This is a genomic window from Pseudomonas sp. TH41 (genome assembly GCF_016650695.1).
In the GTDB taxonomy this organism is placed as follows: Bacteria; Pseudomonadota; Gammaproteobacteria; order Pseudomonadales; family Pseudomonadaceae; genus Aquipseudomonas.
Window position 1 is genome coordinate 153,486 of sequence record NZ_JAEKFH010000006.1, and the last position, 23,574, is coordinate 177,059.

At 60.0% G+C, this 23,574-nt stretch carries 22 protein-coding genes and 1 tRNA gene; 18 read left to right on the forward strand and 5 right to left on the reverse strand.

The window, feature by feature from the left end:
- The first annotated feature begins 127 nt into the window (after nucleotides 1-127).
- Complete coding sequence (locus JFU37_RS24640; protein WP_201119660.1) at nucleotides 128-892, forward strand: nucleotidyltransferase domain-containing protein; 765 nt, start codon at nucleotides 128-130, stop codon at nucleotides 890-892.
- Nucleotides 889-1,617, forward strand: coding sequence for a DUF6602 domain-containing protein (locus JFU37_RS24645; RefSeq protein ID WP_201119661.1), 729 nt, complete (start codon nucleotides 889-891; stop codon nucleotides 1,615-1,617). Before JFU37_RS24640 ends, JFU37_RS24645 begins: the two co-directional genes overlap by 4 nt.
- Before the next feature lie 303 nt (nucleotides 1,618-1,920).
- Here JFU37_RS24645 and JFU37_RS24650 read toward each other — a convergent pair whose 3' ends face one another.
- A complete protein-coding gene (locus JFU37_RS24650) occupies nucleotides 1,921-2,130 on the reverse strand; it encodes a hypothetical protein (protein WP_201119662.1) in 210 nt (69 codons plus the stop codon).
- A gap of 199 nt (nucleotides 2,131-2,329) precedes the next feature.
- Between JFU37_RS24650 and JFU37_RS24655 the strand changes: the two genes are divergently transcribed.
- On the forward strand, nucleotides 2,330-3,151 hold the full coding sequence (locus tag JFU37_RS24655) for a MinD/ParA family protein (RefSeq protein ID WP_201119663.1): 822 nt from the start codon (nucleotides 2,330-2,332) through the stop codon (nucleotides 3,149-3,151).
- Between the two features lie 517 nt (nucleotides 3,152-3,668).
- Here JFU37_RS24655 and JFU37_RS24665 read toward each other — a convergent pair.
- A tRNA-Ser gene (locus JFU37_RS24665) sits at nucleotides 3,669-3,756 on the reverse strand.
- Between the two features lie 123 nt (nucleotides 3,757-3,879).
- Between JFU37_RS24665 and JFU37_RS24670 the strand changes: the two genes are divergently transcribed.
- Nucleotides 3,880-4,551: a Bax inhibitor-1/YccA family protein gene (locus JFU37_RS24670; RefSeq protein ID WP_201119664.1), complete on the forward strand. Its 672-nt coding sequence runs from the start codon at nucleotides 3,880-3,882 to the stop codon at nucleotides 4,549-4,551.
- A 65-nt stretch (nucleotides 4,552-4,616) separates the two neighbouring features.
- Here the strand turns inward: JFU37_RS24670 and JFU37_RS24675 are convergent, their stop codons facing one another.
- Nucleotides 4,617-5,054 (reverse strand): Lrp/AsnC family transcriptional regulator, encoded by a 438-nt coding sequence (locus JFU37_RS24675; RefSeq protein ID WP_201119665.1) that lies wholly within the window; start codon nucleotides 5,052-5,054, stop codon nucleotides 4,617-4,619.
- 135 nt (nucleotides 5,055-5,189) lie between these two features.
- Here JFU37_RS24675 and JFU37_RS24680 point away from each other — a divergent pair, with 135 nt between their 5' ends.
- Nucleotides 5,190-6,083 (forward strand): DMT family transporter, encoded by an 894-nt coding sequence (locus tag JFU37_RS24680; protein WP_201119666.1) that lies wholly within the window; start codon nucleotides 5,190-5,192, stop codon nucleotides 6,081-6,083.
- Between the two features lie 89 nt (nucleotides 6,084-6,172).
- On the opposite strand, the gene JFU37_RS24685 is transcribed toward JFU37_RS24680, so the two are convergent.
- Together JFU37_RS24685 and JFU37_RS24690 are read right to left on the reverse strand one after the other, a co-directional pair.
- Nucleotides 6,173-7,213: an FUSC family protein gene (locus JFU37_RS24685; RefSeq protein WP_201119667.1), complete on the reverse strand. Its 1,041-nt coding sequence runs from the start codon at nucleotides 7,211-7,213 to the stop codon at nucleotides 6,173-6,175.
- Between the two features lie 47 nt (nucleotides 7,214-7,260).
- The gene (locus tag JFU37_RS24690; RefSeq protein ID WP_201119668.1) at nucleotides 7,261-8,886 is read right to left on the reverse strand and encodes an NADP-dependent glyceraldehyde-3-phosphate dehydrogenase; all 1,626 of its coding nucleotides are present in this window, start codon (nucleotides 8,884-8,886) and stop codon (nucleotides 7,261-7,263) included.
- A 187-nt stretch (nucleotides 8,887-9,073) separates the two neighbouring features.
- Between JFU37_RS24690 and JFU37_RS24695 the strand changes: the two genes are divergently transcribed.
- The 13 genes from JFU37_RS24695 to JFU37_RS24755 all read left to right on the forward strand — a co-directional run bounded on the left by JFU37_RS24695 (nucleotide 9,074) and on the right by JFU37_RS24755 (nucleotide 23,502).
- A complete protein-coding gene (locus tag JFU37_RS24695) occupies nucleotides 9,074-9,967 on the forward strand; it encodes a Dyp-type peroxidase (RefSeq protein ID WP_201119669.1) in 894 nt (297 codons plus the stop codon).
- A 219-nt stretch (nucleotides 9,968-10,186) separates the two neighbouring features.
- Nucleotides 10,187-10,939 (forward strand): GntR family transcriptional regulator, encoded by a 753-nt coding sequence (locus JFU37_RS24700; RefSeq protein ID WP_201119670.1) that lies wholly within the window; start codon nucleotides 10,187-10,189, stop codon nucleotides 10,937-10,939.
- Between the two features lie 26 nt (nucleotides 10,940-10,965).
- Nucleotides 10,966-12,696, forward strand: a complete 1,731-nt coding sequence (locus JFU37_RS24705; RefSeq protein WP_201119671.1) for a fumarate reductase/succinate dehydrogenase flavoprotein subunit — start codon at nucleotides 10,966-10,968, stop codon at nucleotides 12,694-12,696.
- Between the two features lie 26 nt (nucleotides 12,697-12,722).
- Nucleotides 12,723-12,968, forward strand: coding sequence for a 4Fe-4S dicluster domain-containing protein (locus JFU37_RS24710; protein ID WP_003180418.1), 246 nt, complete (start codon nucleotides 12,723-12,725; stop codon nucleotides 12,966-12,968).
- A 239-nt stretch (nucleotides 12,969-13,207) separates the two neighbouring features.
- A complete protein-coding gene (locus JFU37_RS24715; protein ID WP_201119672.1) occupies nucleotides 13,208-14,614 on the forward strand; it encodes an ABC transporter substrate-binding protein in 1,407 nt (468 codons plus the stop codon).
- Nucleotides 14,615-14,744: 130 nt separating this feature from the next.
- Complete coding sequence (locus tag JFU37_RS24720; protein ID WP_201119673.1) at nucleotides 14,745-15,527, forward strand: ABC transporter permease subunit; 783 nt, start codon at nucleotides 14,745-14,747, stop codon at nucleotides 15,525-15,527.
- A complete protein-coding gene (locus JFU37_RS24725; RefSeq protein WP_201119674.1) occupies nucleotides 15,527-16,375 on the forward strand; it encodes an ABC transporter ATP-binding protein in 849 nt (282 codons plus the stop codon). The genes JFU37_RS24720 and JFU37_RS24725 overlap by 1 nt, the downstream gene beginning before the upstream one ends.
- Complete coding sequence (locus JFU37_RS24730) at nucleotides 16,372-17,334, forward strand: HEAT repeat domain-containing protein (RefSeq protein WP_201119675.1); 963 nt, start codon at nucleotides 16,372-16,374, stop codon at nucleotides 17,332-17,334. Before JFU37_RS24725 ends, JFU37_RS24730 begins: the two co-directional genes overlap by 4 nt.
- Entirely contained in the window at nucleotides 17,331-17,606 is a 276-nt protein-coding gene (locus tag JFU37_RS24735) for a DUF971 domain-containing protein (RefSeq protein ID WP_201119676.1), read from the forward strand. Before JFU37_RS24730 ends, JFU37_RS24735 begins: the two co-directional genes overlap by 4 nt.
- Before the next feature lie 164 nt (nucleotides 17,607-17,770).
- The gene (lexA, locus tag JFU37_RS24740; RefSeq protein WP_201119677.1) at nucleotides 17,771-18,388 is read left to right on the forward strand and encodes a transcriptional repressor LexA; all 618 of its coding nucleotides are present in this window, start codon (nucleotides 17,771-17,773) and stop codon (nucleotides 18,386-18,388) included.
- Entirely contained in the window at nucleotides 18,388-19,005 is a 618-nt protein-coding gene (imuA, locus tag JFU37_RS24745; RefSeq protein ID WP_201119678.1) for a translesion DNA synthesis-associated protein ImuA, read from the forward strand. The genes lexA and imuA overlap by 1 nt, the downstream gene beginning before the upstream one ends.
- A gap of 7 nt (nucleotides 19,006-19,012) precedes the next feature.
- On the forward strand, nucleotides 19,013-20,428 hold the full coding sequence (locus tag JFU37_RS24750) for a Y-family DNA polymerase (RefSeq protein WP_201119679.1): 1,416 nt from the start codon (nucleotides 19,013-19,015) through the stop codon (nucleotides 20,426-20,428).
- Entirely contained in the window at nucleotides 20,404-23,502 is a 3,099-nt protein-coding gene (locus JFU37_RS24755; protein WP_201119680.1) for an error-prone DNA polymerase, read from the forward strand. The genes JFU37_RS24750 and JFU37_RS24755 overlap by 25 nt, the downstream gene beginning before the upstream one ends.
- Nucleotides 23,503-23,574 lie beyond the last annotated feature (72 nt).

Below are 23,574 nucleotides of genomic sequence, written 5' to 3' on the forward strand. Positions count from 1 at the left end.
GGCTCAAGCGGATAGAGTCCGGTCCGCTGCGAAATAGATACTCCCGAATCCTCGAAAAATTGAAAGTGGAGCGGTTTCTCCATACGATCTCTATAGCTTAAACATCGCGAGCAACCCGTGCGAGCCTATGAACATCGACGCAGACGCCTATCTAACGACTATCCTCGACCGGGAAGCCGTTGATACGAGTATATTTTCGCCTTTGTGGAATGTCCTAACGACGATCCAACCGCTCCTCAATGAGTGGGCAAACCGATATCTCCTCAACGTCCGGCCGAGCGGCTCGTTTTCCAAGGGCACGGCCAATTCATCGGGAACCGACATCGATCTTTTCATATCGTTATCGGATCAGACACCTGAGACCCTGAAGGAAGTCTACGAAAAGCTTTTTGCGCGTCTCACTGAACAGGGATACGCGCCGCAGCGGCAAAACGTGTCCATCAATATCAGGGTCAATGGCTTCGACGTTGATCTGGTGCCCGCGAAACGACAAAACTACCTGACGAGCGATCACAGCCTCTATGTCCGTCGCAAAGACACATGGAAGAAGACGAACATCGATACGCACATTGCGCATGTCACTGCGGCGGGGAGGCAACAGGAAATCCGTATCATCAAACTGTGGCGCAATCAGAAAGGTCTGGATTTTCCCTCATTTTATGTCGAGCTCGCCGTCATCAAGGCGTTGCAGTTTGAATTCTTGGCGCCCCTGTCTCTCCGCGTTGTGAAGTGCTTGGAGTATTTTCGAGACTCGCTGCCAACGGCGCAGATTGTCGATCCAGCCAACACAAACAACAGTATTTCAGACGATCTAACCGCCGCTGAAAAGCAGGCGATCAGCAAGGCAGCCGCTACATCCCTGCAGGGATCCTGGGAGGATTTGGTTCGATGAGTGAATGGTCCCTTCAAACGCTGCTGTCAGGTCTGCACGATAAGGTGCAGCAAAGCCTTGCCGTGTCGCGGCAGTCATTCGGCCACCCCGGAACCAAGGGTGACGCGAGCGAAAAAGCATGGCTGGAGCTGCTCGAAACGTATCTGCCGCACCGGTATCAAGCGGCAACGGCGCATGTCGTCGATAGCAGGGACGGGTTCAGCCAGCAAATGGACATCGTCATTTTTGACCGGCAGTACACGCCGTTGATCTTCGAGCACAATGACCAACTGGTCATCCCGGCCGAAAGCGTATATGCCGTTTTCGAAGCAAAGCAGTCGATTAACGCCGGGCAGGTGAAATATGCTCGGGAGAAAATAGAGAGCGTCCGGCGCTTGGAGCGCACGAGCATGCCCATTCCCTGGCTCAAAGGCGTCTCGGCCGCCAAACCGCTCCACAACATTATCGGCGGTCTACTGACGTTTGAAAGCGATTGGAAGCCGCCCTTGGGTCAACCGCTGGTCGAGGCACTTCAGGTTCAGCCGGAGAACGTGAACAACCGGTTGGATATCGGTTGTGTGGCGTCTCACGGCCTGTTCGACTGCGACGATCAAGGGGCAGTGACAATTTCACCGCAGAGCAAGCCTGCAACAGCCTTTCTGCTAACGCTCATCGCGAAGTTGCAAGAGATCGGCACGGTACCGATGATTGACATCCGGGCTTACGCCCATTGGCTTGCGGACTAGCATCAGGGCCCGACTGCCACGCCGCTAATCGAACCGATTATGGATAAATTGGCATGCCTACCGGCTGCTGCCGTGAGCAACTCAACCGTCGCTACTACCAAAGTTGTCGGCAACCGACTTCCCCGTTCGTTGTTGTTGCAAATGCGCTGCGTCAACGCGCAGGCTTGCCGCTTTAAATGAAACGATTAGGCAGTTTTTGCGGAGCGCGTGGGCGTCCGCTTTTGGAGGCGGAGCAGCCAACCCGCTGTCGAAAAGTTGGTGTCAGCGAGCGAGAGTTCATGGCCGATTTCTGCCTGTGAGCGATCACTCTGGTGTCAACAGTACCGCTAGCATCATCTTGATGAACTCTTCATTCTTGTCGATCGTTTCCAAGGCGCCACGCACATTTCCACCGACCTCGGTTGCTCCGCGTTGCTCGACCCAAAGCGTAAGCTCCATGATGGCAGCCTCCAGGGCGAGCTGGTTTTCGTTGATCTTGAACAGCAGGGAAGGGAGCAGGTCTGAATTCGGCATAGGCGATTACTCGGCGGATGAGGGCATCGCAGCAGTGGCAGTTCTGGTTCGCGTGATTGCCATGTAGTGGGTTACAGCGTTTCTAGTGATCCTGTGATACAGCTAGGGGCTATGTGTCTGCACTTTTCAGTTACCATTGCGTATCTAGGAATAGTTAGCGACTACTCGCAAGCGTTGCACATGGAAGGGAATCAATAACATGGATGGTGTGCGTTCTGTACAAGTAATCGCCGTGTCCGGCGGAAAGGGCGGCGTCGGCAAGACGACTGTGGCGGTGAATCTTTCATTGGCGCTAGCGAAGCTTGGAAGGCGAGTCGTATTGCTTGATGGCGATCTTGGCTTGGCGAATATCGATGTCCTGTTGGGGCTTTCCCCGCAGTACACGCTTGCCGATTTAATCGAAGGTCGCTGTGAGCTATCCGATGTACTTTTGCGCGGTCCGGGCGGGATACGAATCGTCCCCGCGGCTTCAGGCATCCAGAGCATGGTGCATTTGTCTGCGGCTCAGCACGCAGGCGTTATCCAGGCCTTCAGTGAAATCGGTGACAGTCTCGATGTGCTGGTGATTGACACAGCTGCGGGCATCGGCTCGTCGGTGGTCAGTCTCATCCGGGCGGCCCACGAAGTCTTGCTGGTGGTCTGCGACGAACTGACCTCGATCACCGATGCCTACGCACTGATCAAACTGCTTAATCGTGATTACGGAATGGACCGTTTCCGGGTGCTGGTCAATATGGCGCAGAGCCCGAAGGAAGGTCGCGCGCTGTTCGCTAAATTGGCCAAAGTCACCGATCGCTTCCTCGACGTAACCCTGCGGTATGTGGGAGCGGTTCCGTACGATGAATGTGCGCGTAGGGCAGTGCAGAAGCAGCGAGCAGTCTACGAACAGTTTCCGCGCTCCAAGTGCGCCCAAGCCTTTCAGGAAATCGCTTTAAAGGTCGACGCTTGGCCTTTGCTGGCTACCCCCAGAGGGCATATGGAGTTCTTCGTTGACCGACTCGTCCATAGTTCGAGAAGGTGACATTTCTCTCCCGGCCGTATGGGTGGTGCGATTGTGGTGTCCGCTTATGCCTAGTAAGCCTGGAGGCGCTTTTGTTGGGTCGGCTTGCGCAAAACCTCCTCTGGAGGCCGCGTGTTAGCCACTTATAAGGGGGCCGCCATCATGGAGCTACCGAGGTCGGCGGCAATGTCCTCGGTTCCCTGGACGAGCAGGTTTGGCATCGCGATTCCTCCATGAAAGAGGGCCAGCGTAGCATCGGAAATGTGGTGACACATATGGGGGAAGGCAGCGGTCGGCAGGACGCTTGGCTGAAGTTGCTGACCAAGCCCGAGCCAGGGGCGTGACCTGTGAACAGGCGTATGACGGTATTTCAAAATAGGGATTTTGTTCGTTCGGCAGAACGCCGGAGAGGGTAAAGACGTGTCGAGTTATGGAACACTTCCAGAATAGTTATGGAACACATTCCCGGTGGAGAAATTTTCACCAAACCCCAGAAACGACAAAGCCCTGAAAAATCAGGGCTTTGTCGGTACAAATATGGCGGAGGCGATGGGATTCGAACTCATGGACCTGTTACAGTCGACGGTTTTCAAGACCGTTGCCTTAAACCACTCGGCCACACCTCCGTTTGCGTTGCGGGCGCCATAATACCTGAATGAAACACACTGTCAAACTCTCTCCATCGCTTGTTACAGAGCGTCTGTTATGATCTTTGCGACTGAACGTTTCAAACCAACAGGAGTGTCGCCATGCGCGAACAGGATTACGCAGTTAATAACAGCGTGCAGGCTGAGCAGCTAGAGGTTAGCCGCGTCCTGCGCAACACTTACGGCTTACTCGCACTCACCCTCGCATTCAGCGGCGTGATGGCGTACGTCGCCCAGCAGATGCGTGTCGGTTACCCGAACGTTTTCGTGGTGCTGATCGGCTTCTACGGGCTGTTCTTTCTCACCAACAAACTTCGTGATTCGGCCTGGGGCCTGGTGTCGGCATTTGCCCTGACCGGTTTCATGGGTTTCCTGCTCGGCCCGATCCTCAACCGCTACCTGGGCATGCAGGGCGGCGCTGAAGTGGTCAGTTCGGCCTTCGCAATGACCGCGCTGGTATTCGGCGGCCTGTCGGCCTATGTGCTGATTACCCGCAAAGACATGAGCTTCCTCGGTGGCTTCATCACCGCAGGGTTCTTCGTGCTGCTGGGGGCGACGCTGGCCAGCTTCTTCTTCAAGATCAGCGGTCTGCAACTGGCGATCAGCGCAGGTTTCGTGCTGTTCTCCTCGGTCTGCATTTTGTTCCAGACCAGCGCCATCATTCAGGGCGGTGAGCGCAACTACATCATGGCGACCATCAGCCTGTATGTATCGATCTACAACCTGTTCATCAGCTTGTTGCAGATCTTCGGCATCATGAGCCGCGATGATTAATCGCCAGCCATGAGTAAAAAACCCGCTACGGCGGGTTTTTTATTGTCTGCGATTTGGATCAAGGGCTATGCCATAGGGGGCAGCCGGCGCTTGACCGGAGTCTTCTTGACGATCGCCGTGTTGGTTTCGGCGTGGGTGTTGAGGCGATCGAGCAGGGTGTCCAGTTGTTCCATCGAGCGCACATGCAGGCGCGCGATGAAGCAGTCGTCGCCGGTCACTTTGTCGCACTCGGTGAATTCCGGGATGGCCTGGATTTGCCGTTCAACTTCCTGCAACTGTCCCGGCAGTGGGCGGATGCGGACAATGGCCTGGAGTTGATAGCCGAAACATTTGGGGTCTATGTCAACGGTGTAGCCCTTGAGCACGCCTCGTTCTTCAAGGCGGCGCAGACGTTCTGCAACGCTCGGTGAGGACAGGCCGCTGATTTGCGCCAGCGCCTTGAGCGATCGCCGTGAGTCCTCCATCAATGCGCTGATCAGCACTTGGTCGATGTCGTCGGTCATGGTGAAGCCCCAATTAGGCGATTAATAAAAACTGCCTTTATAAAAAAGGCAGATGCCAAGTTTAGCCTGCTTTTTGCGCTGGAGAAGACCCTCGGTGGGTTGGCATACTTTGGCCTCAAACACAGGAGTCTGATGATGGACAAAACAATTCGTCACGGGTCATTCGAAATGACCGCCGCCATGCTGATTTCCGGGACTATCGGCTGGTTCGTGCTGGTTTCCGGGCAACCGGTGCTCGATGTGGTGTTCTGGCGTTGCGTTTTCGGTGCCGGCACCTTGTTGCTGATTTGCACGGCATTCGGCTTCCTGCGTCCCGGTATCTTGACCCGTACCACGTTCTTGCTGGCCGTTGTCAGTGGGGTGGCGATTGTCGGTAACTGGGTGCTGTTGTTTGCGTCCTACTCCCGTGCCTCGATTGCCATCGGCACCGCTGTCTATAACGTTCAGCCGTTCATGCTGGTGGGGTTGGCCGCCTTGTTCCTCAACGAGAAGATCACCCTGCAGAAACTGTTTTGGTTGGGCATCTCGTTTCTCGGGATGCTGGCGATTGTCAGTGCTCACGGAACGGCGGTTGAGGGCGGTAGTGACTACCTGATTGGGATCGGGCTGGCGCTGGGAGCCGCCTTCCTTTACGCGATTGCCGCGCTGATTATCAAACGCCTGACCGGCACGCCTCCCCATCTGATCGCGTTGATCCAGGTATCCACCGGCGTATTGTTGCTGGCGCCATTGGCGCACCTTTCGGCGCTGCCGCAAGCGCCCAGTGCATGGGCCAGCCTGGTAACACTGGGCATCGTTCACACCGGTGTGATGTACGTTCTGCTATACGGCGCGATACAAAAATTGCCGACAGCACTGACCGGCGCACTGTCGTTCATTTATCCGATCGCCGCGATTTTTGTCGATTGGTTTGCCTTTGGCCATCGTCTGGAGCCGTTGCAATGGATCGGTGTCGCCGCGATTCTGCTGGCGGCTGCCGGTATGCAGCAGGGCTGGAGTTTGAGATTTCGTCGGGCAGCTGCGCAATAATCAGTAGTGGGCTGTCAGACCTGAAAAATACGTTTAATGGCATCCACGTTTTCAGGTGATGCGAATGTTGGTAGGCGGACCGGGAAACGTCAGATATTCCAGCGAGGCGCAGCTTTGGCTAAACGCTGGCGCATCTCGCCGATGTTGGCCGCAAACTGCAGGATCAGTAACCGGTAACCATCCAGAGGACTGTAAACAGGTGCGTCCAGGCTTGAATCTGACGGCAGTTCAATGGGTCGGTTGAGTCGTTGGGAGGCGCCGGATTTCAACGCCCGCGCCATCCCCACGAGCTGCACCCGAATCAGCCGGTGTTCCGCTTTCAGCGACGATTGCAGATGGGCCATCGCGTCGGGATCATTCGCATCCGGCCGGGTATTGCCGAGGATTTCCAGGGTGCTCACGCACATCCGCAAATGACGCTGAATCGCGTCGAGTTCGGTCATGGAGATCTTCACTTCCTTGGACACCGACGGCATCAGCGAACGCAGTTGCACCATCACTGTGTTCAAGCGCCCCATGAGCCGGTGATGTTCGTCGTCGGCGACCGATTGGCCATTGATGATGCGTCCGTAAATCGTCGCGCAATCGCGCAAGGCATCGGCCAGGTTGTAACGCCAGGAGAAAACCGCATAGAGCGGCAGGGCGAAGGAAAACGCCAGGGCCAGGGCGATGCCGATCAGGATGTCCACGCCACGCCACAAACCGTCGGAAACCGGATTGTCGCCATGCCCGGCGACGATAAGCACGGTAATCGCCGCCAGTAGCGCGGTGTAGCCGCCCTTGCCGATGGCGTGGTAGGAAAAAAATCCGCACACCACCGACATCACGAAATAGGTCAGCCATGGCATCCCGAGCCACGCCTGCTGCGCCACCAGCAATAAACCGACGGCAGCTCCGATCAAGGTGCCGGTGGCACGCTCGGCGGCTTTCTTGCCAATGTTGCCGTGGTGCTGCAAACCACCGATCACCACCAGCATCGTCACCGACGCCCATTCGCCATGTGGCAGGTTGATGCCGGTGGTCAGCAGGATGGATGCCATTAACCCCAGCGAAACGCGCACCGCGTGGATGACTCTGGCGTGGCGATAGCGCCGATACGGATCCAGCAACGGACGCAGTAGTCGGCGCATCAGCGGTGGCAGGCGATTGGCTCCGAATGTGCTCAGACTCGGTATCCTCAGAAGATGTAATCAGTGGTCAGGAAACTCGAACTCCGTCCGCTGATGATCTCGCTGATCAGCTCTTTATTGGTCTCCTGAAACTTGGTCGCGACCAATGTCCTGATCGAAAACACCCGCAACGCATCATGCACCGACAGTGTGCCCTCGGCGGAGTTCTTGCGGCCGTTGAACGGGAAGGTGTCCGGGCCGCGCTGGCATTGGGCGTTGAGGTTGATGCGCCCGACCTGATTGGCAAAGGTGTCCACCAGTCGGCCGACTGCCACCGGGTTGGTGCCAAAAATACTCAGCTGCTGGCCGAAGTCCGACTCCAGGACGTAATCAATCACGGTGTCCAGATGCCGGTAAGGCACGATAGGCACGACCGGGCCAAATTGCTCCTCCTGATAGACGCGCATCAGCGGCGTTACCGGGTACAACACGGCGGGGTAGAAAAACGAGGCGCGGGCCTCACCGCCGTTAGGGTTCACCACGCTGGCGCCTTTGCCGACGGCATCCGCCACCAGCGAGTGCAGGTAATCGACCTTGCCCGACTCCGGCAAGGGGGTCAGCGCCACGCCGCTTTCCCAAGGCATGCCGGGTTTGAGGCTGGCGAGTTTGATGTTGAATTTCTCGATGAAGGCCTCGACCACGTCTTCGTGGACGAAGAGGATTTTCAGCGCGGTGCAGCGCTGGCCATTGAATGACAAGGCGCCGGTGAGTGCTTCGCTGACCGCGTTGTCGAGATCCACCTCGGGCAACACGATGCCGGGGTTTTTCGCATCCAGGCCCAGCGCCGCGCGCAAACGGTGAGGTCTCGGATGGAGTTTTTTCAGGTCGCTGGCGGCCTTGTTGGTGCCAATGAACGCGAAGATATCGATCTTGCCGCTGGCCATCAGCGCGCTGACGGTCTCGCGTCCGCTGCCGTAGATCACGTTGATGACCCCGGCCGGGAAGCTGTCGCGGAAGGCTTCGAGCAGCGGGCGGATCAGCAGCACCCCAAGCTTGGCCGGCTTGAACACCACGGTGTTACCCATGATCAGCGCTGGAATCAGCGTGGTGAAGGTTTCGTTAAGCGGGTAGTTGTAAGGCCCCATGCACAACGCCACGCCCAGCGGGACGCGGCGGATCTGGCCGAGGGTGTCCTGTTCCAGTTCGAAGCGACTGGAGCGGCGGTCGAGTTCCTTGAGGGCGTTGACGGTGTCGACGATGTAGTCGCAGGTGCGGTCGAACTCTTTTTCCGAGTCCTTGAGGTTTTTGCCGATTTCCCACATCAGCAACTTGACCACGGCGTCGCGTTGTTCGCGCATGCGCGACAGGAAAGCTTCGACGTGCTGGATACGTTCGGCCACGCGCATCGTCGGCCATAGGCCCTGACCACGGTCATAGGCACGGACGGCGGCGTCGAGGGCGGTCAGCGCGGTGTCGGCGTCGAGCAGCGGCGTGCTGCCGAGGATGACTTGTTCATCGCCATGCTCGCCGGCCAAATACACTGGGCTGCGGACTTGGGCGAGGGGACCCGACCAGGTTTTCAACTCGCCATCGACCAGGTATTCACGTTGCTCGGTCTGGCCGTCGAGGCGGTACTTTTCCGGGATGCTGCTGGCGTCAGGAAACAGGTTGCCAAGGATAGGTGCTGGGGTCATGTCGCTACTCCATGTGATGTCAGCCATGCGCTGGCGGCTCGCCGTTGGGAATTCACTTCAAAGGTTATACGCCTTAATGGGTCGGTTTTTTAAGTGTGCGTTGACGCAACAGGCGATCTTTTGACCTGGGAACACACAACGGCCGATGCTGCGGTTAAACTTCGAGCTCTTTCTAAAAGGAGTTCATATGAGTTATTACCAGCCGGGCATTCTCGCCACCCCAGTTCCGCCTCAAGCCCGTCATATGTTCTTCGCCCTCGAATCTGCCGCTGCGCTGCCCGCGGCCCTCGAAAAGCTGAAGGCACTGGTGGACGGTAAGTCTGCAGTGGTTGGTTTCGGTGAATCCCTGGTTAAAGCCCTGCGGGGTCAAATCGAAGGCCTGCGGACCTTTCCTGCGCTGACCGGTGTTGGGGTCGATAACCCGTCGACCCAGCACGCCCTTTGGTGCTGGCTGCACGGTGTCGACCGTGGCGAATTGCTCAATCGCAGCAACGCCATCGCAGCGGCATTGGCACCGGCCTTGCGCCTGGTGCAGATGAACGAAACGTTCCGCCATATGACTGGCCACGACCTCACGGGCTACGAAGACGGCACCGAAAATCCTCACGACGAAGCCGCCGTGGCTGCTGCGCTGGTGGGTGAAGGCGCTGACGGCATGGTGGGTGGCAGCTTCGCCGCGATTCAGCAGTGGCAGCATGACCTGAAGGGCTTCCAGGCGATGCCATCCCATGAGAAGGACAACATCATGGGCCGCCGCTTGAGCGACAACGAAGAACTCGACGACGCGCCAATCTCGGCCCACGTTAAACGCACCGCCCAGGAAAGCTTTGCCCCTGAAGCATTCGTGGTTCGTCGCTCGATGCCGTGGATCGAAGGCGACCGCGCCGGTCTGATGTTCCTGGCCTTCGGTTTTTCCCTCGACGCCTTTGAAGCTCAACTGCGCCGGATGAGCGGCCTGGAAGACGGCATCACCGACGGTTTGTACCGCATCAGCCGCCCAATCACCGGCGGCTACTACTGGTGCCCGCCGCTCAAGGACGGTCTTCTGGATCTGCGCGCACTGCATATCGAACGCCGCTGACAATAAGCCTGCCCTGTAGGAGCGAGCTTGCTCGCGAAAAACGTCAATGATAACGCCGGCTTCCTGACGAACCGCGGCGCTTTGACGTCCATCGCGAGCAAGCTCGCTCCTACAGGGCGGTGGCCCGGCGAATCTAACCTTATGCTCAAACAGTATTTCTCAACCCCCACATCGCCTCTCTAAGATCACGTCATAACTCGTTATAACAAGTGATCTGCCATGACCGATAACGTTCTATCCCTGAGTAGCGTCCCGCTGCACACCCAACTGCGGGATGTGCTGCGTGCCCGGATCCTCGACGGCGAATACCCGCAAGACAGCCAGATGCCCTCCGAAAGCGAACTCGGCGCCTTGTTCAAAGTCAGCCGCATCACCGTGCGCCAGGCCTTGGGTGACCTGCAGAAAGAAGGGCTGATTTTTAAAATCCACGGCAAAGGCACATTCGTCGCCAAGCCGAAAACCTTCCAGAACGTCAGCACCCTGCAAGGTCTGGCCGAGTCCATGACCGGTCGCGGCTATGAAGTGATCAACCGCCTGCGCAGTTTCAAATTCATTCCTGCCGACAAACTCGTCGCCGAGCGTTTGCAGGTCGCCGAAGGCGAAATCGTGGCCCAGATCAAGCGAGTCAGGCTGATCAACCGCGAGCCCATTTCGCTGGAAATTACTTACCTGCCCAAAGCCATTGGCGAGCGCCTGGAGAAGGCTGATCTGGTCACCCGCGACATCTTCCTGATTCTTGAAAACGACTGCGCACTGGCCCTCGGCCACGCCGACCTGGCCATTGACGCCGTGCTGGCCGACAGCGACCTGACCCAGGCGCTGAACGTCGAGCCCGGTTCGCCGATCATGCGCATCGAGCGCTTGACTCACGATGCCAGCGGCCAGCCCGTGGACTTCGAACACCTTTACTACCGCGGCGATGCCTTCCAGTACCGCTTGCGGATCGACCGGCAAAAAGGGGCGCAGGCATGACCCACAGCTCGATGACTAGCAGCTCCATGATTAGAAAGACGCTCGAACAGGAATACGACATCGTCGTGATCGGCGGCGGCACCGCAGGCCCGATGGCGGCGATCAAGGCCAAGGAGCGCAACCGCGATCTGCGCGTGTTGCTGATCGACAAGGCCAACGTCAAACGCAGCGGTGCGATCAGCATGGGCATGGACGGCCTGAACAACGCGATCATCCCCGGCCACTCGACGCCGGAGCAGTACACCAAGGAAATCACCATCGCCAACGACGGCATCGTCAATCAGGCCGCGGTGTATGCCTATGCAACCCATAGCTTTGAAACGATCGAGCAACTGGATCGCTGGGGCGTGAAATTCGAGAAAGACGAAACCGGCGATTACGCGGTGAAAAAGGTTCACCACATGGGTGCTTACGTGCTGCCGATGCCGGAAGGACACGACATCAAAAAAGTCCTGTACCGCCAGTTGAAGCGGGCACGGGTGAGCATCACCAATCGCCTGGTTTGCACGCGGTTGCTGACAGACGCAGAGGGCGCGGTCAACGGTGTGATGGGCTTCGATTGCCGTAGCGCGGACTTCCATGTGATCAAGGCCAAAGCGGTCATTCTGTGCTGCGGCGCGGCCGGACGCCTGGGTTTGCCATCCTCGGGTTACCTGATGGGCACCTATGAAAACCCGACCAATGCCGGCGACGGTTACGCCATGGCTTATCACGCCGGGGCGGAGCTGGCGAACCTCGAATGCTTCCAGATCAACCCGTTGATCAAGGATTACAACGGGCCGGCCTGCGCCTATGTCACTGGCCCGTTGGGTGGTTACACGGCGAATAACAAGGGCGAGCGCTTTATCGAGTGCGACTACTGGAGCGGGCAAATGATGTGGGAGTTCCACCAGGAACTCGAAAGCGGCAACGGCCCGGTGTTTCTCAAGCTCGACCATCTGGCCGAAGAAACCATCCAGAACATCGAAGACATCCTGCACAGCAACGAACGCCCGAGTCGCGGCCAGTTCCACGCCAATCGCGGCACCGATTACCGTACGCAGATGGTCGAGATGCACATCTCCGAGATCGGCTTTTGCAGCGGGCACTCCGCATCGGGTGTGTGGGTCAACGAGCGGGCAGAGACTTCGGTGAAGGGGCTGTATTCAGCGGGAGACATGGCCGCAGTTCCGCACAACTACATGCTCGGCGCGTTTACCTATGGCTGGTTTGCCGGCACCAATGCGGCGGAGTTTGTGGCTGAGCGCGAGTTTTCGGCGCTGGATCTCGAACAGATCGAAGCGGAAAAGGCCCGGGTCTACGCACCACTGGACCGCGAACACGGACTGCCACCGGCTCAGGTCGAGTACAAGCTGCGGCGCTTCGTCAACGACTACCTGCAACCGCCGAAAGTGACCAAGAAGATGCAAATCGGCCTGCAACGCTTCAGCGATATCCAGCGCGACCTCGATCAGATCAAGGCCCATAACGCCCACGAGCTGATGCGCGCCATGGAAGTCAGCATGATCCGCGACTGCGCCGAAATGGCCGCCCGTGCGTCGCTGTTCCGCGCCGAGAGTCGCTGGGGGCTCTATCACTATCGGGTCGATCACCCGCAACGCAACGACAGTGACTGGTTCTGTCATTGCCACCTGAAAAAGGATGAAAACGGTGTGATGACCAGTTTCAAGAAAGCCGTCGAGCCTTACATCATCCCGCTGGACGCCGAAGAAATGCAGGCCTACGACCGGCTGCGGGTCGGTGCCGACGCGGCGTGAGTATTACAAAAGAGAGAGACCGCGCTATGGCCTATCAGCCCCAGGAAATCTTCTTCCGTTCCAACGCTCCCGTCACAGTCGACGAGGACAAATGCATCGCCCACAAAGGCTGCACGGTGTGCGTCGATGTCTGTCCGATGGACCTGTTGGCAATCAACCCTGCCACGCAAAAGGCCTACATGGCCTTCGATGAATGCTGGTACTGCATGCCGTGTGAAAAGGACTGTCCGACCGGGGCGGTGAAAGTGGAGATCCCGTACCTCTTACGCTGAAATGCGATCAAGGTGGGAGCGGGCTTGCTCGCGAAGGCGTCTGATCAGCCAATGAAGATGCCTGCCGTGCCGGCCTCTTCGCGAGCAAGCCCGCTCCCACACTGGATCGAGGCCGGTTCAAACAACCTTTAACGCCATCCGGCAACACCGGACGCTTGATTCAAAACACCCCTCGTTTCCCACCGCGCCCAGATCGTGGCGGAGACGAATATCCAATAAATGATTCGAGGGGAAACACTATGTTATTGCGTGCAGCATTAGCCGGTCTGGTACTGGCTTCATTCACCTTGTCGGCATCGGCCGAAACCATCCGCATTGCCATCGGCACCCAGGACACCACCATCAATTGCGCCGCTGGCGGTCTGTTGATTCGCGAGTTGGGCCTGCTGGACAAATACCTGCCCCACGACGGCCAATACAAAGACGCCAAATACGAGGTCGAGTGGAAGAACTTCACCAGCGGCGCACCGCTGACCAACGAGATGGTCGCCGGCAAACTCGACTTCGGCGCCATGGCCGATTTCCCCGGTGCGTTCAACGGCGTGGCGTTCGAAACGGCGGGCAAGCACAGCCTGTTCATCAGCGTACTGTCGGGTAGCACCAAAGGCAGTGGCAACGGCATCGTGGTGCCGAGCGCGTCGGGTGTTCAGTCCCTGGCCGAGCTCAAGGGCAAGACCATTTCCGTGCCGTTCGCTTCGACGGCCCATGGCATGTTGTTGCGAGCAATAGCGGCGCAGGGCTGGGACCCGCTTAAAGACGTGAACATCATCGCGCAGCCGCCGGAGGTCGCAGGTTCGGCATTGCAGGCCGGGAAGATCGATGCTCACGCCGATTTCGTGCCGTTTGCCGAACTGTTCCCGAGCCGTGGCTTCGCTCGCAAGATCTATGACGGTTCCCAGGCCGGCGCACCGACTTTCCATGGGGCATTGGTCGATCAGAGCTACGCGAAAAAATACCCGGAAATCGTCGTCGCCTATCTACGGGCGAGCATCGAAGCCAATCAATTACTCGCCGCTGAACCGGAGAAATACAGCGAGTTGATCGCCAAGGTCACCGGTGTCGATGCCGAGGTGAATTATCTGTTCCATGGTCCGCTGGGTGTGCAGACCCGCGACCTGAGCTGGAAGCCGGAGTACCGTCAGGCGGTCGGCACCGCCATCGACACCCTCAAGCTGTTGAAGAAGGCTGATCGCGGACTCGATCTGAATGCCTTCATCGATGACCAATACATTCGCGCAGCGTTCAAAGCCTCGAATCTGGACTACACCGCGCAACTGGCCAACTACGGGCAGACGCCGCTCAAGGCCGTTGATGCATCGACTGGCAACGCCATAACCGACTTCAGTCATGTTGCCGAGATCTGGGTGCGTGGCGAATCGAAAGTCCGTCAATACGCCTCGGCGGAAACGGCGTTCAGCGCATTGGCGAGCCTGAAGTCGGAAGGCAAAAACATCCGTGCGGTGTATGCCCAGGCGAGTGACAGCGGGATCAAGTTGCTGGCGGATCAGGCGTGGTTTGCCAGTGATGCCAAGGGGCGCTTAAGCGCCTTCTTGCTCAAAGGCCAAGCCCAGCAATACGCCACGGCCCAAGGCGGAAAAGTCTTCGACTTCACCGATGCCACGACCCAGGCCGTCGCCGTCCGCTAAACCCAAAACACCGCAGATCCCCTGTAGGAGCGAGCTTGCTCGCGACGGTGTGTCAGTCGACAACCATTTAGCTGACACACCTTCGCGAGCAAGCTCGCTCCCACAGTGATCTCGGTTGAGAGGAAGTATTGTGTCCCGATCATTTTTACGCTGGATCCCCAGAGCCGCTTCCTTGCTGCTCTGCCTTCTATTCTGGCAACTCGCCGCGAGCCAACACTGGAACCTTGGCCTGGTCACCTTCGCCAACGTCCCGACCCCGCTGGCGGTTATCGACGCAGCCATCGGTCTCGGCGACTCCGGCAAGCTCGCCCAGCACCTGAGCAGCAGCCTCAGCCGGGTCTTCGCCGGTTACCTCGCGGCGCTGATCATCGGCATCGCACTCGGCCTGGCCATCGGTCGCTCGAAATGGGCCGAAGACTTATTGCTGACACCGCTGGAAGTCCTGCGCCCGATCCCGGCAGTCGCCTGGATTCCTTTGGCCATCCTGATGTTCCCGTCGTCAGAACTGTCGATGGTCTTCATCACCTTCACCGGGGCGCTGTTTCCGATCCTGCTCAACACCGTGCACGGCGTCGAAGGCGTCGACCCACGGCTGATCGCCTCGGCCAAAAGCCTCGGGGCAGGGCGACGGGCGATTCTGCGGGAGGTGATCCTGCCGGGCGCCGCGCCGAGCATCATCACGGGCCTCGCCATCGGCATGGGCACTTCGTGGTTCTGTCTGGTGACCGCGGAAATGATCTCCGGCCAGTACGGCATCGGCTATTACACCTGGGCGTCCTACACCATTCAGAACTACGCCGACATCGTCGTTGGCATGTTGCTGATCGGTGTTCTCGGGATGGGCAGCAGCCTGTTGATCAAACGGCTCGGCGGGTTGTTCACGCCTTGGCACCGACCACGAGGAAAAACCTGATGAGCGTTTTTCAGCACCCTGAAGGGCGAATCGATATTCGCCAATTGTCCATCAGCCTGGGGGAGGGCAGCGCAGCTTTCGAAGCCGTGCAGGGTCTGGATTGCCAGATCGAGCCCGGTCAGTTTGTCTGCATCCTGGGGCCTTCCGGTTGCGGCAAATCCACCTTGCTCGGCGCGCTGGCCGGACACTTGCAACCGCGCGCCGGTACGCTCAAAGTCGATGGCGCGCGGGTCTTTGGCCCATCACCGCAACGCGGCATGGTGTTCCAGCACCACACGTTGTTCCCCTGGCGAACCGTGCGTGACAACGTCGCCTTCGGCCTGAAAATGCGCGGCATCGGCAAACCCGAACGCCATAAATCCGCCGACGAAATCCTCGCGCTGGTGGGGTTGGAAGGCTTCGCCGATCGCTGGCCGGATCAGCTCTCCGGCGGCATGCAGCAACGGGTGGAAATCGCCCGGGTGCTGATCAATCGCCCACGGCTGTTGCTGATGGACGAACCCTTCGGCGCCCTCGATGCCCTGACCCGGCTGAACATGCAGGCGCTGCTGCTGGACATCTGGACGCGGATTCGCACCACCGTAGTGTTTGTCACCCATGACATCGACGAAGCGCTGTTCCTCGCCGACCGCCTGCTGGTCATGAGTTCGCGCCCCGGCCGGATCATCGAAGACCTGCGCCTCGATTTCCCGCGGCCACGCACCACCGACCTGGTGACAAGCCATGAGTTCTCCCGCTTGAAACGCCATTGCCTCGAATTACTGCGTCACGAAGACGGTCGGCAGTTGCCACGCCTGAACCCTCTCGGACTTCCCCCTGAACACAAACTGCCGCGATTTGCCCTATGACCTCTCTATTCGAAGTAACCGATAACGACGACATTCTTGCCCTGCAACCACGCCTGACCGATGACGATCCCGGCGTGCGCCGGATTGCCCTGATCGAACTGGCTGATCTTGAGGAGCCGGACGGCTTGCTTTGGCTGGTCAATCGGCTGGCGCAAGACCCGACCGAAGAGGTCCGTGCCGAAGCCGCACGATTGCTCGAAGCCTGGGAGGACGCGTCAGTTGTCGAAGCGCTGTGCCGGGCGCTGACCGATCCATCGTTGGCTGTGCAATCCGCCGCCGCGCAAAGCCTCAGTCTGCTGAAAAGCGAAGCAGCGGGCCGGGTGATTCTGCCGTGGACCGGGCATGCCGAGATCTCGGTGCGCATCGCCGCGTTCAGAGCCTTGCGCGAGTTGCGCTTCCCCGATGCCGCGGCGGCGGCCCTTGTTGCACTGAATGACGTAGACGCCAGTGTGCGCCGCGAAGCTGTCGGCGTACTCGGCTGGCTCAAACAACTCGACGCGTTACCGGCCTTGGCTCGATTGGCCAGCCAAGACCCGGACACCGAAGTCCGCCGCGCCGCCACCGGTGCTTTGGGTCTGGCCTGCGACGTTCACGTGCTGCCGGCACTGCGCCAGGCGTTGCAGGACGACGCCTGGCAAGTCCGCGAAGAAGCCGCCACCACGCTGGGCAAGGTCGGGCATGCCGACGCCGGCCCCGCCTTGGTCGAAGCCTTGAGCGACGATTACTGGCAAGTTCGCCTGCGCGCCACCCGCAGCCTCGGCCGCTTGCGGTACGCCCCGGCCCTGGAAGCGTTGATCGAAACCCTCGGCCACCGCATCAGCAACCTGCGCAAGGAAGCCGCCCTGGCCCTCGGAGAACTGGACGATAAAGGCGCCATCGCAGCCTTGGAAGCCGCGCAAGACGACGGCGACCCGGAAGTGCGCAAAGCCGTGCGCATCGCGCTGAGTCAGCTGCAATGAACCCGCTGGCGATTGGGAATTCCCAGGGCAAACAGCAGCTGCGCTTGAACTGGCCGGACGGGCGCGAGCAGTTGCTTGATCATGCTGAATTACGCCGTCAGTGCCCGTGTTCGCAATGTCGGGCGTTTCGATTGAAAGGCCTGATGCCGATGGTCGACGCTCGCGTGCGAGTGACTGAACTGAACGCCCAGGGCTACGGCCTGCAACTGATCTTCAGCGACGGCCACGAACGCGGCATCTACCCCTGGCCCTACCTTTCAGGACTCACCTGAAACCTGTGTAGGAGCGAGCTTGCTCGCGATGGACGTGAACAATAACGCGTACTGTCTGGAAAAATGCGTCGCCTTCGAATTCCTCGCGAGCAAGCTCGCTCCTACAGGAGGAAGTGGCTGAGCTGACTGGCGGCGCTTGCCAGCAAAAAGCCGAAAGAGTACAAATGTACTCCATGACGACTCTCACTCCCCGCCGTACCGCCATCCTGACCTTTATCCGCGATCGAATCGCCGAACATGGCCAGTCCCCGAGCCTCGCTGAAATCAGCGAGGCGTTCGGCTTTGCCTCGCGCAGCGTGGCGCGCAAGCATGTGCTGGCGCTGACCGAGGCCGGTTTCATCGAGGTCAACCCGCATCAGGCCCGGGGCATTCGTTTGCTCGGGCAACCGGGGCGTCCCGAACTGCTGGACATTCCGGTGCTGGGCCGGGTGGCGGCGGGGGCGCCGATCGGGGCCGACGCCGAGGTCCATAGCCGGTTGATGCTCGACCCGTCGATTTTCTCGCGGGTGCCGGACTACATGCTGCGGGTCCAGGGCGATTCGATGATCGAGGACGGCATTCTCGATGGCGATCTGGTGGGCGTGCACCGCAATCCCGAGGCGATCAACGGCCAGATTGTTGTGGCCCGACTGGACGGGGAAGTCACTATCAAGCGGTTTGAGCGGGTCGGCGACGTGGTCCGGTTGCTGCCACGCAACCCGGCCTATCAGCCGATCATCGTCGAAGCCGATCAGGACCTGGCCATCGAAGGGGTGTTCTGCGGTCTGGTGAGGCAAGGGTGATGGGTGCCGTCGTTGCGCTGGATACGCTGTTCAATGGCGGACAGGTCTGGAAGGGCCGGCCTGCGCCACCGACCGCCAGCCCGCAACCCACCGGGCATGCCGTGCTGGATGCGGCGTTGCCCACCGGTGGCTGGCCGGAAGCGGCGCTGACCGAAATCCTTTTGGCCGGGCAGGGCGTGGGCGAGTTGCAACTGGTGTGGCCGGCGCTGGCGCGGTTGTCGGCGGCGGGCGAGCGCATCGTGCTGGTGGCGCCGCCTTACGTGCCGTATCCCCTGGCGTGGCAGAACGCCGGGGTCGATCTTCGGCAGTTGTCGATCATCCAGGCCAGCGAGCGCGATGCGCTGTGGGCGGTGGAACAATGCCTGCGTTCGGGCAGTTGCGGCGCGGTGTTGTGCTGGCCGCACAAAGCGGATGATCGGGCCTTGCGTCGCTTGCAGGTGGCGGCGGAAACCGGCTCGACCCTGGCGTTCGCCTACCGTTCGATCAGTGAAGCGATCAACCCTTCGCCCGCGGCCCTGCGCATTGCCATCGATGCCCAACCTGCGCAATTGCGCGTGCTCAAGTGCCGCGGCGGGTTGGCGCGCTCGGCGCCGATTGCCTTCCCTGTGGGGCATTGAGGTTGCCATGCGCTGGGTTTGCATACTTTTCCCGCAATTGGCGCTGGACGCGGTGCTGCGTCAGCGCACCGACCCCGATGAGCCGCTGGCGCTGCTGACCGGGCCGGCCCAGCGTCGGGTGTTGCAAGCGGTCAATGCCTCGGCACGGGCGCTGGGCTTGCGTCCGGGTCAATCGATGACCGCCGCGCAGGCCTTGAGCAAAGGTTTTGTCACGGCCGAATACGACGTCGCCGAGATCGAACACTGGCAGCAGTTTCTGGCCGCTTGGGCTTACCGGTTCAGTTCACAGGTCAGCGTGCATTACCCGCGTGCCGTGGTGTTTGAAATCGAATCCAGCCTGGGGTTGTTCGGGCCCTGGCCGCAGTTCGAGGCGCGGTTGCGCACCGAACTCGGCGAGCTGGGTTTTCGCCATCGGATTGTCGCCGCACCGAACCCGGTGGCTGCGCGGGTATTGGCCAATGCGTATGACGGTCTGGTGGTGCCCGACGATCAAGCCCTGCAGCACCATCTCGGGCAGTTGCCCGTCGACCGGATCGCTCTGGAACCGGCGGTGGCCACGGCGTTGTCGCGGATGGGGTTGCGCACCTTGAGACAGGTGCAGGCGTTGCCTCGTCATAGTCTGGCCCGGCGTTTCGAGGCGCAGGTGCTCAAGCATCTGGACGCCTTGTTCGGCGCGCGGCAACTGGCGCTGGCGTTCTACTTGCCGCCGGACCGCTTCGATGTACGCATCGAGCTCAATTTCGATGTGCAGTCCCATCAGGCGTTGTTGTTTCCTTTAAGACGCCTGACTAGTGATTTGTCGGCATTCCTCTGCGGCCGGGACAGTGGCGTCCAGCGTTTCGACCTGCACCTGGAACACGCCGGGTTGCCGGATAGCGTGATCAAGGTCGGCCTGCTCAGTGCCGAGCGCGATCCGGCGATGCTCTTCGAACTGGCCCGGGGACGGCTGGAGCAGGTCCAGGTCGAGGCGCCCGTCCGGGGTTTCCGTCTGCGAGCCGAAGATCTGCCGAGCTTTGTCCCGCAATGCCAGGCGCTATTCGACGACCGCCCGCAGCAGTCATTGCCTTGGGAGCAACTGCGCGAACGCTTGCGCGCGCGGCTCGGGGATGACGCGGTGCAGGGCTTGCGGTTCCAGGCGGATCACCGACCGGAGTGTGCGTGGCAGGCGCGTGCCGATAGCCAGCCCTGTGCGGGGTTGTCGGGTGTGCAGCGTCCGGGATGGTTATTGACGGAACCGCAGGCGATCCACGAAGGCTCGACGCGCATCCTCATGGGGCCGGAGCGTATTGAGTCCGGTTGGTGGGACGGCGCCGACGTTCGTCGCGATTATTACCTGATCCAGACCCGTACCGGCCAACAGGGTTGGGCCTACCGCGCGGTGGGCGAGGGCGGTCCCTTGTGGCTGCAAGGCTGGTTCGCATGAGCGTCGAGTATGCCGAGCTGCACTGCCTGTCGAATTTCAGTTTCCAGCGCGGTGCTTCCAGTGCCCTTGAGCTCTTTCAACGGGCGAAACAGCAGGGCTATCAGGCCCTGGCAATCACCGATGAATGCACGCTGGCCGGCATCGTTCGCGCCTGGCAAGCAGCCAGGTCCGTTGAGCTGCCGCTGATCATTGGCAGCGAAATCCGTATCGAGAACGGCCCGAAACTGGTGCTGCTGGTGGAAAATCTCGAGGGTTACCAAAGCCTGTGCCGACTGATTACCGCAGCAAGACGCCGCACGCAGAAAGGCCAGTATCAAATAGTGCGCGAAGACTTCAGCGAACCCTTGTTGGGTGTATTGGCGTTGTGGGTACCGGACGCTGTCGATGATGTTGCAAACGGTCACTGGCTGAAACAGACCTTCGCTGAGCGCCTGTGGCTGGCGGTGCAGCTGCATTGTGGCCAGGACGATACCCGACGGCTGGCCGCACTGCTGACCCTGGCCGGCGACCTGCGAATTCCGGCAGTGGCCAGTGGCGATGTACACATGCACGCTCGTGGGCGGCGTGCCTTGCAGGACACCATGACCGCGATCCGTCATCACCTGCCGGTGGCCGAGGCCGGGTTACGCTTGCACCCCAATGGCGAGCGTCATTTGCGCAGCCTTGATGTGCTGCAGTTGATCTACCCGCAAGCACTGCTGGCTGAAACGTTGACCATCGCCCGACGCTGCACCTTTGACCTCGGTCAACTGCGTTATCAGTATCCCCGGGAGTTGGTGCCGCAAGGTCACAGCGCCGATACCTGGCTGCGCGAACTGACCGAGCGTGGCCTCCGCGAGCGCTGGCCCGAAGGCGCGAGCGAGAAGGTGCGCGGGTTGATCGACAAGGAGCTGGGGCTGATCGCCGAGCTGGGTTACGAAAGTTATTTTCTCACCGTGCAGGACATCGTCGCCTTCGCCCGGCGCCAGAAAATTCTCTGTCAGGGGCGGGGCTCTGCGGCCAACTCGGCGGTGTGTTTCGCCTTGGGCATCACCGAGATCGACCCCGACCGGATGAACATGCTGTTCGAGCGCTTTCTGTCCAGGGAGCGCAACGAACCGCCGGACATCGACGTCGATTTCGAGCACGAGCGCCGCGAAGAAGTCCTCCAATACGTGTTCCAGCGTTACGGCCGCACCCGTGCGGCGCTGACCGCCGTGGTCAGCACTTATCACGCCGCCGGGGCGGTGCGCGACGTGGCTAAAGCGTTGGGTTTGCCGCCGGATCAAATCAATGCCCTGGCCGATTGCTGCGGTCACTGGAGCGACCAGACACCGCCCGTCGAGCGCCTGCTGGAAGGCGGGTTCGACCCCGAGAGCCCGGTGTTGCGTCGGGTACTCAGCCTGACTCAACAGTTGATTGGATTTCCCCGGCACCTGTCCCAGCACCCCGGCGGCTTCGTGATTTCCGAGCAACCTTTGGACAGTCTGGTACCGGTGGAAAACGCCGCCATGGCCGATCGCACCATCATCCAGTGGGACAAGGACGATCTCGACGCGGTGGGGCTGCTCAAAGTGGATATTCTGGCCTTGGGCATGCTCAGCGCGATTCGTCGCTGTTTCGATTTGCTGCGCCGTCATCGCCATCTGGACTTGAGCCTGGCGACGGTACCCGCCGAAGATTCACTGACCTACGACATGATCGGGCGTGCCGACACCATCGGCGTATTCCAGATCGAGTCCCGGGCACAAATGTCGATGCTGCCCAGGCTCAAGCCCCGTAAATTCTATGACCTGGTGATTGAGGTGGCGATCGTTCGGCCCGGACCTATTCAGGGCGGCATGGTGCACCCGTACCTGCGGCGGCGAAACAAGGAGGAGCCCGAGACCTATCCGTCCCCGGCACTGGAAGCCGTGCTCAAGCGCACCCTGGGCGTGCCGTTGTTTCAAGAACAGGTGATGCAGATCGCCATTGTCGCCGCCGACTACAGCCCCGGGGAGGCCGATCAATTGCGGCGCTCGATGGCCGCCTGGAAACGCCACGGCGGTCTCGAACCACACAAGGAACGTCTAGCCGCCGGGATGAAAAAAAACGGCTACACCGCCGAGTTCGCCGCGCAAATCTTCGAGCAGATCAAAGGCTTCGGCAGCTATGGTTTCCCCGAGTCCCACGCGGCCAGTTTTGCGTTGCTGACCTACGCCAGCTGCTGGTTGAAATGCCACGAACCTGCGGCTTTCGCCTGTGCGCTGATCAACAGTTGGCCGATGGGTTTTTACAGCCCGGACCAGATTCTGCAGGACGCACGGCGGCATCATTTGCAGATTCGCCCGGTTGACGTGCGGGCCAGCGACTGGGATTGCAGCCTCGAACCGGTCACGGGTGCACAGCCGGCGATACGCATGGGGATGCGGATGATCAAGGGCTTTCGCGAGGACGATGCCCGACGCATCGAGGCGGCGCGGTCCAGGGGAGCATTTGTCGACATCGCCGACCTTGGCGAACGGGCGCGGCTCGATGCACGCGCGCAAGAACAATTAGCCGATGCCGGAGCGTTGCGCGGGCTGGCGGGTGACCGGCATCGGGCGCGCTGGGACGTGGCGGGTGTGCAGAAGCAACTGGGCTTGTTCGCCGGTTTGCCGAGTCAGGAAGAAGACGCGGTGTCGTTGCCCAAACCCACGGTGGGCGAAGACCTGCTGGCGGATTACAACAGTGTCGGCACCACCCTCGGGCCGCATCCGCTGGCGTTGCTGCGGGCTGAATTGAAAGCCCGGCGCTGTCGCAGTTCGAAAGAACTGATGGCGGTCGAACATGGCCGTCCAGTCAGCGTCGCCGGGCTGGTGACCGGTCGACAACGTCCGGGCACCGCCAGTGGCGTAACGTTCGTCACCCTTGAGGACGAGTTCGGCAACGTCAACGTCATCGTCTGGCGCGACCTGGCCGAACGACAGCGGCAGGTGTTGGTCGGCTCGCAGCTGCTCAAGGTCGACGGTCGCTGGGAAAAGGAAGGGGAGGTGCGGCATTTGATTGCCGGACGTCTGAGTGACCTGAGCCCGTTGCTCGACGGCATCAGCGTGCGCAGCCGGGATTTCCACTGAAATAAGCATTCCCCTGTAGGAGCTGCCGAAGGCTGCGATCTTTTGATCTTGATCTTCGGCGATCTTCAGGCC